At 69.6% G+C, this 13948-nt stretch carries 13 protein-coding genes and 2 tRNA genes; 12 read left to right on the top strand and 3 right to left on the bottom strand.

The genetic code is table 11. From position 1 onward, the window contains the following. From recF to ITJ40_RS12580, 7 genes are all read left to right on the top strand, one after another. Nucleotides 1–1203 (top strand): DNA replication/repair protein RecF, encoded by a 1203-nt coding sequence (gene recF, locus ITJ40_RS12550; RefSeq protein ID WP_194667371.1) that lies wholly within the window; start codon nt 1–3, stop codon nt 1201–1203. Then, nucleotides 1200–1712: a DUF721 domain-containing protein gene (locus tag ITJ40_RS12555; protein ID WP_045526009.1), complete on the top strand. Its 513-nt coding sequence runs from the start codon at nt 1200–1202 to the stop codon at nt 1710–1712. Before recF ends, ITJ40_RS12555 begins: the two co-directional genes overlap by 4 nt. A 188-nt stretch (nt 1713–1900) precedes the next feature. Further along, nucleotides 1901–3946, top strand: a complete 2046-nt coding sequence (gyrB, locus tag ITJ40_RS12560; protein ID WP_228512356.1) for a DNA topoisomerase (ATP-hydrolyzing) subunit B — start codon at nt 1901–1903, stop codon at nt 3944–3946. Nucleotides 3947–4028: 82 nt separating this feature from the next. Further along, nucleotides 4029–6716: a DNA gyrase subunit A gene (gene gyrA / locus ITJ40_RS12565; RefSeq protein ID WP_194667372.1), complete on the top strand. Its 2688-nt coding sequence runs from the start codon at nt 4029–4031 to the stop codon at nt 6714–6716. Next, a complete protein-coding gene (locus tag ITJ40_RS12570; protein ID WP_011931227.1) occupies nt 6709–7116 on the top strand; it encodes a DUF3566 domain-containing protein in 408 nt (135 codons plus the stop codon). Before gyrA ends, ITJ40_RS12570 begins: the two co-directional genes overlap by 8 nt. 48 nt (nt 7117–7164) lie before the next feature. Beyond that, nucleotides 7165–7241, top strand: a tRNA-Ile gene (locus ITJ40_RS12575). Nucleotides 7242–7321: 80 nt separating this feature from the next. Continuing rightward, nucleotides 7322–7394 (top strand) — tRNA-Ala (locus ITJ40_RS12580). 155 nt (nt 7395–7549) lie between these two features. Here ITJ40_RS12580 and ITJ40_RS12585 read toward each other — a convergent pair. Next, nucleotides 7550–8170, bottom strand: coding sequence for a hypothetical protein (locus ITJ40_RS12585; protein WP_228512357.1), 621 nt, complete (start codon nt 8168–8170; stop codon nt 7550–7552). Between the two features lie 122 nt (nt 8171–8292). Here ITJ40_RS12585 and ITJ40_RS12590 point away from each other — a divergent pair, with 122 nt between their 5' ends. Next, nucleotides 8293–8832 carry a peptidylprolyl isomerase gene (locus ITJ40_RS12590; protein WP_104343585.1) on the top strand — a complete coding sequence of 180 codons (540 nt, stop codon included), beginning with the start codon at nt 8293–8295 and terminating at the stop codon, nt 8830–8832. Continuing rightward, nucleotides 8832–9695 (top strand): rhomboid family intramembrane serine protease, encoded by an 864-nt coding sequence (locus tag ITJ40_RS12595; RefSeq protein WP_194667374.1) that lies wholly within the window; start codon nt 8832–8834, stop codon nt 9693–9695. The genes ITJ40_RS12590 and ITJ40_RS12595 overlap by 1 nt, the downstream gene beginning before the upstream one ends. A 391-nt stretch (nt 9696–10086) precedes the next feature. Here the strand turns inward: ITJ40_RS12595 and ITJ40_RS12600 are convergent, their stop codons facing one another. Next, nucleotides 10087–10326 (bottom strand): cell division protein CrgA, encoded by a 240-nt coding sequence (locus ITJ40_RS12600; protein WP_015488825.1) that lies wholly within the window; start codon nt 10324–10326, stop codon nt 10087–10089. Between the two features lie 106 nt (nt 10327–10432). On the opposite strand from ITJ40_RS12600, the gene ITJ40_RS12605 reads away from it, so the two are divergent. Genes ITJ40_RS12605 through ITJ40_RS12615 form a run of 3 tightly spaced genes read left to right on the top strand, consistent with a single transcriptional unit; the run spans nt 10433 to nt 12029 of the window. Continuing rightward, entirely contained in the window at nt 10433–11233 is an 801-nt protein-coding gene (locus ITJ40_RS12605; RefSeq protein WP_194667375.1) for a class E sortase, read from the top strand. A gap of 2 nt (nt 11234–11235) precedes the next feature. Next, nucleotides 11236–11394 (top strand): hypothetical protein, encoded by a 159-nt coding sequence (locus tag ITJ40_RS12610; protein ID WP_194667376.1) that lies wholly within the window; start codon nt 11236–11238, stop codon nt 11392–11394. Next, on the top strand, nt 11391–12029 hold the full coding sequence (locus ITJ40_RS12615) for a gamma-glutamyl-gamma-aminobutyrate hydrolase family protein (RefSeq protein WP_194667377.1): 639 nt from the start codon (nt 11391–11393) through the stop codon (nt 12027–12029). The genes ITJ40_RS12610 and ITJ40_RS12615 overlap by 4 nt, the downstream gene beginning before the upstream one ends. Before the next feature lie 106 nt (nt 12030–12135). Here the strand turns inward: ITJ40_RS12615 and pknB are convergent, their stop codons facing one another. Continuing rightward, nucleotides 12136–13884 (bottom strand): Stk1 family PASTA domain-containing Ser/Thr kinase, encoded by a 1749-nt coding sequence (pknB, locus tag ITJ40_RS12620; RefSeq protein ID WP_194667378.1) that lies wholly within the window; start codon nt 13882–13884, stop codon nt 12136–12138. Between the last annotated feature and the right edge of the window lie 64 nt (nt 13885–13948).

Genomic DNA, 13948 nt, shown 5'->3' on the forward strand with positions numbered 1-13948 from the left:
ATGATCGTCCGTCACCTCTCCCTGGGTGACTTCCGCAACTACACCCGCGCGGACGTCGCGCTCCTGCCCGGTGCCACCCTCTTCGTGGGGAGCAACGGGCAGGGCAAGACGAACCTGGTGGAGGCGCTGGGCTTCCTGAGCACGCTCGGGTCGCACCGCGTCTCCACCGACCAGGCGCTCATCCGGCAGGGTGCGGACTCGGCCGTGATCCGGGCGCTGCTGCAGCACGCCGGCAGGGAGCTCCGCGTCGAGGTGCAGATCAACCGCTCGTCGGCGAACCGGGCGCAGGTGAACAGCACCCCTACCAAGCCGCGGGAGCTCCCGCGGTACTTCTCGAGCGTCCTCTTCGCGCCGGAGGACCTGGCTCTCGTGCGCGGGGATCCGTCGGGTCGACGTCGGCTGCTCGACCAGCTGCTGGTGCTGCGCACGCCACGGCTCGCGGGCGTCCTGTCGGACTACGATCGCGCGCTGAAGCAGCGCAACACCCTCCTGAAGTCGGCCCGGGCGCGGGGGATGAAGGCCGACCAGCTCGGCACGCTCGACATCTGGGACGAGCGCCTCGTGACGATCGGCTCGCAGATCATCGCGGCGCGCGGAGCCCTGGTCGAGGCGCTCCAGCCGGAGCTGGCGCGCGCGTACCTGGCGGTGGCCGGATCCGACCACGGCCCGTCCGCTCGTCCGGAGCTGAGCATCCTGGCGGATGACCCGGGGGAGGACGACGTCGCGGACGAGTCGGGCGCGCGTGACGGCGGGCGCTTCACGCGGGCCGAGGACATCGTCCCCGTCTTCACCGCAGCCGTCGCCCGGATGCGGCCGCGCGAGCTCGAGCGCGGGCTGACCCTCGTCGGCCCGCACCGCGACGACGTCCTGTTCCGGCTCAACGGGTTACCCGCGAAGGGCTACGCCAGCCACGGGGAGTCGTGGTCGTTCGCCCTGGCGCTCAAGCTCGCGTCGGCCGAGCTGCTACGGCGCGACTCGCAGACGGGGGATCCGGTGCTGATCCTCGATGACGTCTTCGCCGAGCTCGACCAGGCCAGGCGCGGGCGTCTCGCGGAGGCGGTCACCGGCTTCGAGCAGGTGCTCATCACGGCCGCGGTGTTCGAGGACGTGCCGGAGCACCTGGCGGCGAACGCCGTGCACATCCGCGCGGGCGAGATCGTGGACGCCCCGGCGCCGGCCGACGCCGACGGGGGACCGGCGTGATCCCCCGCGCGGCCGACGGGGGTCCGCTGCCCGAGTCCGAGGCCGTCGCGGTCTACCGTCGCTTCCGCAAGGTGTTCGGCGACGCGTCCGTGCGATCCCCCTCGGCTCGGAAGCGCCGCGAGCAGAAGGCGGGCAGCTCCCCGTTCCAACCGGGACGGGATCCCGACTCACTCGGGAACGTCATGGACTCGCTCACCTCCCGCATGGGCTGGACGTCGTCGCTGTCGCAGGCCGAGCTCATGGCGGCGTGGACGACCATCGCCGGCGAGGAGACCGCTGTGCACTCGTCCCCCGTCGGGATCGAGGACGGGCTGCTCACGGTCGAGTGCGAGTCGACCGCGTGGGCGACGCAGCTGCGCCTCATGCGCGTGGAGATCACGACGCGCATCGCCGAGCGCTTCCCGGACGCGGGCATCCGGTCGATCCGCTTCCAGGGGCCCAACGCCCCGTCCTGGAAAAAGGGTCCCAGGTCGATCCCAGGGCGGGGCCCGCGCGATACCTACGGCTAGGGAGGCGAATCAGATCACCCCCGCCACGAAAACGCGTCAGACGGCCGGATAGGCGGTGCGCAGCGTACTCCTGCGATAGAATGAGGGGTCGCCCGCAGTCCAGGGACGACGGTCCCCGGATCACCTCGTGATCCGCGCGCGTCCGCCGTCGGACAGGGGCGCGTCGACGCGGCAGGAGCCACCACTTCATGACATCGGATGCCTCACAGGACCTCCCCGACGACTCCACCCCCGACGAGGTGGAGGTCGAGGAGACGCACAACGACTCCGACCACATCACCCGCCAGCAGGTGAGCAACGACTACGGCGCCAACGAGATCCAGGTGCTCGAGGGCCTCGAGGCCGTCCGCAAGCGACCCGGCATGTACATCGGGTCCACCGGACCGCGCGGTCTGCACCACCTGGTGAGCGAGATCGTCGACAACTCCGTCGACGAGGCGCTCGCGGGCTTCGCCAGCGACATCCAGATCACCATGCGGAAGGACGGCGGCATCCGCGTCGTCGACGACGGCCGCGGCATCCCGGTCGACATCCACCCCGTCGAGGGGATCTCCACGGTCGAGCTCGTCCTCACCAAGCTTCACGCCGGCGGCAAGTTCGGCGGCGGCGGATACGCGGTGTCCGGCGGGCTCCACGGCGTCGGCAGCTCCGTGGTGAACGCGCTGTCGGAGCGCCTCGACGTCGAGGTCCGCCGCCAGGGCGCCGTCTGGCGCCAGAGCTTCACGATCGGCGTGCCGGACGCCCCTCTGCAGAAGGGCGAGGGATCCACCGAGACCGGCACGACCATCACCTTCTGGCCGAGCCGCGAGATCTTCGAGACCGTGGAGTTCGACTACGACACGCTCCGCGCGCGCTTCCAGCAGATGGCGTTCCTCAACAAGGGCCTGGCCCTCACGCTGCACGACGAGCGCGAGGCCGACGGCGCCGAGCACCGCACCGAGAAGTTCCTCTACGAGCGCGGCCTCGTCGACTACGTCGAGCACCTCGTCAAGGCGAAGAAGACCGAGGTCGTCAACGCCGACGTCATCGCCTTCGAGTCCGAGGACACGGTCAAGAAGATCAGCCTCGAGGTCGCGATGCAGTGGACCACCTCCTACACGGAGAGCGTCCACACCTACGCCAACACCATCAACACGCACGAGGGCGGCACGCACGAGGAGGGCTTCCGCGCGGCGCTCACCACGCTCGTCAACCGCTACGCGCGCGAGAACAAGCTGCTCCGCGAGAAGGACGAGAACCTCACCGGCGACGACGTGCGCGAGGGCCTCACCGCCGTCATCTCGGTGAAGCTCGGCGAGCCGCAGTTCGAGGGCCAGACGAAGACCAAGCTCGGCAACACCGAGGCGAAGGCCTATGTGCAGCGCATCGTCGGCCAGCAGCTCGGGGACTGGCTCGAGAAGAACCCGTCGCAGGCGAAGGACATCATCCGCAAGGGGATGCAGGCGTCGCAGGCGCGGCTGGCCGCACGCAAGGCGCGTGAGCAGACGCGGCGCAAGGGGCTCCTGGAGTCGGGCGGCATGCCCGGCAAGCTCAAGGACTGCCAGAGCAAGGACCCGGCGCTCAGCGAGGTGTTCCTGGTCGAGGGCGACTCGGCCGGCGGATCCGCGGTGCAAGGGCGCAACCCCACGACGCAGGCGATCCTCCCGCTGCGGGGCAAGATCCTCAACGTGGAGAAGGCCCGCCTCGACCGGGCGCTGCAGAACAACGAGGTGCAGTCGATGATCACCGCGTTCGGCGCGGGCATCGGCGAGGACTTCAACGCCGAGAAGGTCAGGTACCACAAGATCGTGCTGATGGCCGACGCGGACGTCGACGGCCAGCACATCACGACGCTGCTGCTCACGCTGCTGTTCCGCTACATGCGGCCGCTCATCGAGCTCGGCTACGTGTACCTCGCGCAGCCACCGCTGTACCGGCTCAAGTGGTCGAACGCCGACCACCAGTACGTGTACACCGACGCCGAGCGTGACGCGCTGCTGGCGCACGGGCAGGCCAACGGCAAGCGGATCCCCAAGGACAACGGCATCCAGCGCTACAAGGGCCTCGGCGAGATGGACTACAAGGAGCTGTGGGAGACCACCATGGATCCGGCCACCCGCACCCTGATGCAGGTGACGCTCGACGACGCCGCGGGTGCTGACGAGGTCTTCTCGACGCTGATGGGCGAGGACGTCGAGTCCCGCCGGAGCTTCATCCAGCGCAACGCCAAGGACGTCAGGTTCCTCGACATCTGATCGACCGGGCGGCGGCACGGCCCGATGCTGACCGCCGCCCCACGCCGACCCCACGATCCACCGACCTCTGAACGGGACCTCCATGGCCGACGACAACACTCCGGACGACGAGCAGGGCACGGGGGCGACCCCGGACGACGAGCAGGCGTCGTCGACCGACGACGCCCTCCCGCAGGAAGGCGTGACGCCGGCGTCCGCCGCCGCCGCGGCGTCCGACTCCCTGCCGGGCGCCATCATCGACCCCGACGCCACGGTCGTCGTCACGCACGACCGCATCGAGCAGGTCGACCTCCAGCTCGAGATGCAGCGCTCCTTCCTCGACTACGCGATGAGCGTCATCGTGCAGCGCGCGCTTCCCGAGGTGCGCGACGGCCTCAAGCCCGTGCACCGCCGCGTGATCTACGCCATGTACGACGGCGGCTACCGGCCCGACCGCTCCTTCTTCAAGTCGGCCCGCGTGGTCGGCGAGGTCATGGGCCAGTTCCACCCGCACGGCGACTCGTCCATCTACGACGCGCTCGTGCGCCTCGTCCAGCCGTGGAGCCTGCGCTACCCGCTGGCGCTCGGACAGGGCAACTTCGGGTCCGCCGGCAACGACGGCGCCGCGGCCCCCCGGTACACCGAGACCAAGATGGCGCCGCTGGCCATGGAGATGGTCCGGGACATCACCGAGGACACGGTCGACTTCCAGGACAACTACGACGGCCGCACGCTCGAGCCGAAGATCCTGCCGTCGCGCTTCCCGAACCTGCTGGTCAACGGATCCGTCGGCATCGCGGTCGGCATGGCCACCAACATCCCGCCGCACAACCTCCGGGAGGTCGCGTCCGGCGCGCAGTGGCTGCTCGCCCACCCGGACGCGAACCGGGAGGAGCTCCTCGAGGCGCTGCTCGAGCGGATCAAGGGACCGGACTTCCCGACCGGCGCGCAGGTGCTCGGCACCAAGGGCATCATCGACGCGTACCGCACGGGCCGCGGGTCCATCACGATGCGCGCGGTCGTCGCGGTCGAGGAGATCCAGGGCCGCGTCTGCCTCGTCGTCACCGAGCTCCCGTACCAGGTGAACCCCGACAACCTGGCGATCAAGATCGCCGAGCTCGTGAAGGACGGCAAGCTCGGCGGAGTCGCCGACATCCGCGACGAGACCTCGGGCCGCACCGGCCAGCGCCTCGTGATCGTGCTCAAGCGCGACGCGGTCGCGAAGGTCGTCCTGAACAACCTCTACAAGCACACGCAGCTGCAGGAGAACTTCGGCGCGAACATGCTCGCGATCGTCGACGGGATCCCCCGCACGCTGGCGCTCGACGGCTTCATCTCCGCATGGGTCGACCACCAGATCGACGTCATCGTCCGCCGCACGCAGTACCGGCTCAACGAGGCCGAGGCGCGTGCCCACATCCTGCGCGGCTACCTCAAGGCGCTCGACGCGCTCGACGACGTCATCGCCCTGATCCGCCGGTCCGAGACGGTCGAGGTCGCCCGCAGCGGCCTGATGAAGCTCCTCGACATCGACGAGCTGCAGGCCAACGCGATCCTCGAGATGCAGCTGCGCCGGCTCGCCGCGCTCGAGCGCCAGAAGATCCAGGACCAGGCGGCCGAGCTCGAGGAGCGCATCGCCGAGTACAAGCACATCCTGGCGACGCCGACCGTGCAGCGGGAGATCATCAGCACCGAGCTGCAGGAGATCACCGACAAGTACGGCGACGACCGGCGCACGGAGATCATGCTCGGCTTCGACGGCGACATGAGCATGGAGGACCTCATCCCCGAGGAGGAGATGGTGGTCACCGTCACGCGCGGCGGGTACATCAAGCGGACGCGCATCGACAACTACCGCAGCCAGCACCGCGGCGGCAAGGGCGTCCGCGGCGCACAGCTCCGGGCGGACGACGTGGTCGAGCACTTCTTCGTCACGACCACGCACCACTGGCTCCTCTTCCTCACCGACAAGGGCCGCGTCTACCGCGCCAAGGCGTACGAGCTGCAGGAGGCCGGCCGCGACGCCAAGGGCCAGCACGTCGCCAACCTGCTGGCCATGCAGCCGGACGAGGAGATCCAGCAGGTCCTCGACATCCGCGACTACCAGGTGGCGCAGTACCTCGTGCTCGCCACCCGCGACGGCCTGATGAAGAAGACGGCGCTCACGGAGTACGACACGAACCGCACCGGCGGGATCATCGCCATCAACCTCCGCGAGGGCGACGCCCTCGTGTCCGCGCTGCTGGTGGATGAGGACGACGACCTGCTCCTCGTGTCGCGCAAGGGCATGTCGCTGCGGTTCTCCGCCGACAACCAGGCGCTCCGGCCGATGGGTCGATCGACGTCCGGTGTGAAGGGCATGACGTTCCGCGGGGACGACACGCTGCTCAGCGCATCCGTCGTCGGCGAGCAGGGCTACGTGTTCGTCGTGACCGAGGGCGGGTTCGCGAAGCGCACCGCCGCGGACCAGTACCGGGTGCAGAACCGCGGCGGCATGGGCATCAAGGTGGCCAAGCTGCAGGACGCCCGAGGCGATCTCGCGGGTGCGCTCATCGTCGGGGAGGAGGACGAGATCCTCGTCGTGCTCGCCAGCGGCAAGGTGGTACGGTCTGTCGTGGCCGAGGTCCCGGCGAAGGGCAGAGACACCATGGGTGTCGTGTTCGCCCGGTTCGCGGACGACGACAGGATCATCTCACTGGCCAAGAACTCCGAACGCAACCTGGTGGTCCCCGAAGCTGCGCCCGACGCGTCCGACGGTACCGCTGCTGGAAAGGGAACACCTGATGAGTAGTGTCGCCGAGAAGCTCGCGAAGAAGTCGTCGCGGGCCACCACCACCAAGCAGGTGCGTCTCAAGCTCGTGTACGTCGACTTCTGGTCGGCGCTCAAGCTGGCGTTCCTCTTCTCCGTGGTGCTCGGCATCATCACCGTGGTGGCGACCTTCCTCATCTACGTCGTGCTGCAGACCACGAACGTGTTCGGCACGGTGGACCAGCTGTTCCAGGAGGTCTCCGGATCCGCGGACTTCTCGCTCCAGGACGTGTTCGGCCTGGGCCAGGTGCTCGGCTTCGCCATCGTCGTGGCCGTCCTCAACATCGTCGTCGGCACGGTGCTCGGCGCCGTCGCCGCGCTGCTCTACAACCTGAGCGTGCGCATCACGGGCGGCGTCCTCGTCGGCTTCACCAACGCGTAGCCGATTGGGAGAAACGGGCGGGCGTACGGTAACGTGTACCTGCCCGATGGGGATATAGCTCAGGTGGTTAGAGCGCTTCACTGATAATGAAGAGGTCCCAGGTTCAAATCCTGGTATCCCCACCAACGCCCCCGGATCCGCATGATCCGGGGGCATGGCGGGCATCGAGTCGGCAGATCGGACGACGATCCGGGGCTCGCCGATCGGGGTCATAGCTCAATTGGTAGAGCGCCTGCTTTGCAAGCAGGAGGTCCGGGGTTCGATTCCCCGTGACTCCACATCCCGCCCGTCACCGGGCCCCTCACCGCTCTGCTGCTGCTGCCGGCGTCGCGTCTCCGCCGCGCGTCGGTGTCCGCCACCACTACGACGAAGGCCCGGCCACCTCTCGGTGTCCGGGCCTTCGTGCGATCGCGAGGCGATCGAGGAGCGGTGCTCAGCTCGCGGGCTGGTCCTTCGAGGTCGTGACCTCGGGCTCGTCGTCGGCGATCCACAGGTCGTCGTCCGCGCGGAACGTCTGGTAGAGCGCGTAGCCGACGCCGCCGACCACCACGACGCCGAGCGCGATGAGGGCGACCCCGCCGAATCCGAGGCCCTTCTTCGCGGGCGCGACCTGCGGCACGTAGCGGCCCACGTAGGAGCGGCCGTTGTCGACGTAGTGCTTGCCGAACTCCTGCGCCTTCGAGGACACCTTGCCGGCCTTCTTGACCGCGTCCTTGACCTGCTTGCTGTTGCGGATGCCCTCGGTCGCGGCAACGGCCGATCCGGCAGCACCGGCGACGGCCGGGAGGACCGTGTGGGTGAAGCCCTTGTACGCGGAGTCGGCCGCGGTGCGGACCCGCTCGGCGCCGGCCTCGTAGCCCGGACGGATGTGGTCGTCGACGCCGCGCTTGACAGCGGGGACGACGTGCTGGTCGGAGAGCTTGCGCGCGGTGTGCGCGGCCTCGGCCACGACGACGTTGGCCCGATCGAGGACCTCGCGCTGCTCCTTGAGGACGGCGGCCGCGTGGGTGCGGAGCTTCGCCAACTCCTTCTTGTTCTTGCGTGACAGACCCAAGGGGACCTCCATCGGTGTGATTTCGCCAGGAATCCCCAGTCTGGCACGGGTGCCTCTGCGGGGAAACACGACGGTGCCTGTGCGTCCGCCGAGTCCCAGCTCCGCCGTGAGACCATTGCTCCATGTCTGCGCACACTCACGTCGCCACCATGACGACCAACCACGGCACCATCGTCCTCAACCTCTTCGGGTCCCACGCGCCCCAGACCGTCGAGAACTTCGTCGGCCTCGCCACGGGCGAGAAGGAGTGGACCCACCCCCAGACCGGCAAGAAGTCGACCGACCCGCTCTACGACGGCGTCGTCTTCCACCGCATCATCAAGGACTTCATGCTCCAGGGCGGCGACCCGCTCGGCCAGGGCACCGGCGGCCCCGGTTACCAGTTCGACGACGAGATCAGCCGCGACCTCGACTTCTCCAAGCCCTACATCCTGGCGATGGCGAACGCCGGCACGCAGGGCGGTCGCGGCACGAACGGCTCGCAGTTCTTCATCACCACGGCGCCCACCACGTGGCTCCAGGGCAAGCACACGATCTTCGGCGAGGTCGCCGACGACGCCTCGAAGAAGGTCGTCGACGCGCTCAACGCCGTCGCCACCGACGGCCGCGACCGTCCCCGCGAGGATGTCGTGATCGAGAGCGTCACCGTCGAGAAGGTCTGATGACCGACTCACCCCGTACGGCGGCCGACCGCTGCTACCGGCACCCTGACCGGCAGAGCTTCGTGCTGTGCCAGCGATGCGGGCGGACGATCTGCCCCGAGTGCCAGACGCCGGCCGCCGTCGGGGTGATCTGCCCGGAGGACATGAAGGAGCAGCGCCGCAGCGCTCCCCGTTCCCGGGCGTCGTTCGTCACGCGGATGACGCGGAGCTCCGCGCCCGTCGTGACGTACGGGATCATGGCGGTCTGCGCCGTGGTCTGGATCCTGCAGGTGCTGCCCGTGGTCGGCGACTACGTCACAACGTCCCTGTGGTTCGCCCCCGTCTACGGCAGCCTCGCCTCCGGCGACTACGAGCCGTGGCGGATGCTCACGAGCGCGTTCACGCACTCGCCGTCGAGCATCCTGCACATCGTGCTCAACATGGTGTCCGTCTACGTATTCGGGCGCGTCCTCGAGCCCATGCTCGGACGCGGCCGCTTCCTGGCCCTCTTCCTCATCTCCGGGCTCGGCGGATCCCTCGGCGTGGAGGTGATCGGCGCCGCGATGGGCGAGCCCCTGCAGGCCGTCGTCGGCGCCTCCGGTGCGATCTTCGGGCTCATGGGCGGCTACTTCGTGCTCGCCCGCAAGCTCGGCGGCAACGTCGGCCCGCTCCTCGGCATCATCGTGCTGAACCTCCTGCTCGGCTTCGTCGTGCAGGGCGTCTCGTGGCAGGCCCATGTCGGCGGCCTGGTGACGGGCGCTCTCGTGGCGCTCGTGCTCCTGCGGACGCGGGACGCCCGCCAGCGGGGTGCCCAGATCGGGTCCCTCGCGGGCCTCGCTGTGGCGATCCTCGTCGCGGCCGCCGTCTTCCCCGTCACCCTCTGATCGTCCTCGACGCGCGCTGCCCTGCACGGGGTGGCGCGTCCGTCGTGCCCTCCGACGGCGGATCCGCATGCCCTCGGCGCTCAGCCGAGTTATCCACAGGCCAGTCCACAGTGGGGATAGTTACACGCGTGTGATTAGCGCTCGACCGGTCGAGGGTCCAAGGGCCATGCGTGCCCGGGGTGGCGACGTCGATCGCGACGAGCATCGGCTTCCACGGGTAACCCGTGCAGGCGGAGGAAGCCGACGCGGGCTTCCGCGGAGTTCTCCACATGTGTGGAGCGCTGTGAACAGCGGGGGTGTGGACAGCGGTGGAGCGAGGGCCGTCCAGCGGGGAGACGAAGAAGAGCCCGTCACCAGCGGATGGTGACGGGCTCTCGTGTTCGTGCTGGGGTCAGCGCCACCTGGTGGTCATGAGGAAGCCGACGAGGATGAGACCGAAGCCGATGAGGATGTTGCCGACGCCGAGGTCGGGGATGGGGAACGCGTTGAGGCTGACGTAGTACACGATGAGCCACGCGAGTCCCACGAGCATGAAGCCGAACATGATGGGCTTGAACCACACGGGGTTCGGGGCGTCCTCGTCGCGCACGCGTTCCTGGCGGGAGGGTCTCGTCGTCTTGTCGCGGGCCATGCCGTGATTCTAGCCGTACCCTCCTCCACCGGGCCGGGAGGATGCCCGGCTCCACGCCGCTCTCGACGAGGGCGTCCCGCGCAGGTCCGCCGCCTACAATCGGCACATGAGCGCTCAGGAACCCGCCCCCTCCCGCCGCGCGACGCGGCGCCGAGGCCGGCGGGGGGATGCGCTCCTCGGCACGGTGGGCGTCCTGGGCGAGCTGCTCCTCACGGCGGGCGTGCTCATCATGCTGTTCCTCGGATGGCAGCTCTGGTTCAACGACATCGTGGTCAGCAACGGCCAGCGGGACCAGGCCCTGGAGAACAGCAGGAGCTGGGCCACGACCGCGCCCGACGCGGCGGCCACACCCGACCCGTCCGCCTCGCCCGCGGCGCCGGGGGATCCGGTCATCACGCAGGCGCCCTCCACGGACGCCACCGACTTCGGGAACATCTACATCCCCCGCTTCGGGCCCGACTACGTGGTGCCGGTCGCGACGGGGGTGGGCCTCGCGAGCGTGCTCAACCACGGCAAGATCGGGCACTACCGCGAGACCCAGATGCCGGGGCAGGTCGGGAACTTCGCCGTCGCGGCCCACCGCACCACCTATGGGAAGCCGTTCAACCAGATCACCGACCTGCGGGTGGGGGACGCCATCGTGGTCGAGACGCAGGACGGCTGGTACACCTACCGCTTCCGTACACTCGAGTACGTGAAGCCCACCGGAGTCGACGTGCTCGACGAGGTGCCCCAGGCCCCGGATGCGCAGCCCGGTGATCGCATCCTCACGATGACGAGCTGCAACCCGCTGTTCTCCGCCGCCGAGCGCGTCATCGCCTACAGCGTCTTCGAGTCGTGGCAGCCGCGTTCGGATGCGGCCACGCCCGCGGCCTTGGCGGGCACGTCGTTCGCGAAGGCGGGCTGAGCGTGTACGCGGCCTTCTGGCGGCTCCTGCCCGGACCGGTGTGGATCCGGCTGCTCATCGTGCTCGTGCTGCTCGCGGCAATCCTCTTCTCCCTCGTCACCTGGGTCTTCCCCTGGGTCGACTCCATCGTCAACACCCAGGAAGTCACGGTGCATCAGTGACACGCGTCCTCGTCATCGACAACTACGACAGCTTCGTCTACACGCTCAACGGGTACCTGCAGCAGCTGGGTGCCGAGACCGTGGTCATGCGCAATGACGACCACGCCGACGCCGACATGGCCGGGGTCATCGCCGAGTACGACGCGGTCCTCGTGTCGCCCGGGCCGGGGAAGCCCTCCGAGGCTGGCGTCTCGATCCCCACGGTGACCGCCGCCCTCGCATCGGGCACGCCGCTGCTCGGTGTGTGCCTCGGGCACCAGGCGATCGCCGAGGCCTTCGGCGCCACGGTCACCAACGCCGAGGAGCTCATGCACGGCAAGACCTCGCTCGTGACGCACGACGACGGGGAGTTCTACCTCGGAGTGCCGCAGCCGTTCACGGCCACGCGATACCACTCGCTGGCGGTCGTCGACGCCACGGTGCCGTCGGACCTGGTCGTCACCTCCCGCACCGAGGGCGGGGTCATCATGGGCCTGCGTCACGAGGCGGCGCCCATCGTCGGCGTGCAGTTCCATCCGGAGTCCGTCCTCACGGAGGGCGGCTACCGCATGCTCGGGAACTGGCTCGAGGGCGCTGGGCTGGCAGGGGCTCGCGACACCGCGTCGCGGCTGTCGCCGCTCGTCCGCGTCGCCTGAGCCGTCCTCCCGGCGGGCCGCCTCACGGGCCGTCCGAACGGGCCGGATCTGCCGCGCGCCACACCATCACCGGCTGAGCAGCTGCGCCCGCCGGCCGCGTGCGGGATCAGCCGCGTGACGGATCCGGGGTCGGCGTGCCCGTGGTGGGAGCGGGCGAGCTGCGGACCGTGCCCGTGCAGTACGTGAGGGCGACCGTCGAGCGCTGGGCGACGTCTCCCGGCGGGACCGACTGCTGGCTCACCGGGGATCCGTCCGCTCGGCCGCAGGAGGGGTCGCGCCGGGTGGTCACCACGAGATCCGATGCCTCGAGGAGCTTCTGCGCGTCCGCGAGGGGCTGGCCGAGCACGTCGGGCAGGGCGACCTTGCCGTTGGACAGGATGAGCTTGACCGCGGAGCCCTGGTCGACCTGCTGCGAGGAGGCCGGCTCCGTCTGCATGACCACGCCGTCGGGGACCGTCGGCGACGATTGACGGACCACCTCGCCCACCTTGAGCCCCGCCGCCTCGAGGTTGGCGGTGGCGGTGCCCTCGTCCATGTTCATCACGTTCGGCACCTGGACCTCCGGCGGGCCGGAGGACACGAAGACGTCGACCTCGGTCTTGGCGGCGACGTTCTCGCCCGGATCCGGGTTCGTGCGCAGCACGATGCCCTCGGCGACCGAGGTGCTGGCCTCCTCGCGTTCGAGGGGGACGAGGTCGACCTCCTGGAGGGCTGCGGCCGCGCTCGCGTAGGTGGAGCCCGTGACGTCGGGGACGGTGGGGCTGATGTCGGGCGGCGCGATGTTGCTGAGGCTGGTGACCCAGATGACGACGGCGATGAGGATCACGACGACCACGGTGACGCCGGCCCAGATCCAGGGCACCGGCGGTCGGCTCTGGGTGCGGACGGTGCGGTCGTCGTCGACGCCGAGCTGGCGGAGCGCCTGCTGCGAGGAGGAGGGGCCCGCGGGGGCGCCGAAGAGCGTGGCTCCGACGTCGTTGGTCGGCGCCTCGCGGGGCGCGAGGGTGCCCGCGGCGGCTCGATCGAGATCCGTGCGGAAGTCGCCCGCCGTCTGGAAGCGCGCGTAGCGGTCCTTCGCCATGGCCTGCAGGACGACCTGGTCGAGCTGCGGGGACACGGCGTCCTGGACGGAGCTCGGGGCGACGGGCGTCTCGCTGACGTGCTGGTAGGCGACCGCGACCGCGGTGTCGGCGCGGAACGGCGCCTGACCGGTGAGCATCTCGAAGAGGACCACGCCGGCGGAGTAGAGGTCGGTGCGCGCGTCCACCGATTCGCCCTTGGCCTGCTCGGGGGAGAAGTAGCGGGCCGTGCCGAGGATGGCGGTGGTCTGCGCGATCGTGGCGGAGGTGTCGGACACGGCGCGCGCGATGCCGAAGTCCATGACCTTCACCTGCCCGGTGGGGGTGACCATGATGTTGCCCGGCTTGATGTCACGGTGGACGACGCCGGCGCGGTGCGAGTACTCGAGGGCGGTGAGCACCTGGCCCATGATGCGGACGGCCTCGTCCGGATCGAGCGGCCCGTCCGTGATCACGTCCTTCAGGAGGCGTCCGTCGACCCGCTCCATGACGATGAAGGGGACCGTGTGCGATGCCCCGTCCTGGTCCGTGACGACGTCCTCGCCCGCGTCGAAGACCCGCACGATCGTGGGGTGCGACATGCGCGCGGCCGCCTGGGCCTCCTGGCGGAAGCGGCTGCGGAACGCGGGATCCTCGGCGAGGCCGCGGCGGAGCACCTTGACGGCGACCCGGCGACCGAGACGGGAGTCGACGCCCTCGAAGACGTCGGCCATGCCCCCGCGACCCAGCAGCGCCCCGACCTCGTAGCGGCCGCCCAGCACACGTGTGTCGGTCACGGACTGCCTCTCGTCGGGATCGGGTTCAGGACGGGGATGAGCTTACCGGGGCTCCGCTGGGGAT

Source organism: Clavibacter sp. VKM Ac-2872 (assembly GCF_015351105.1).
GTDB lineage: Bacteria > Actinomycetota > Actinomycetes > Actinomycetales > Microbacteriaceae > Clavibacter.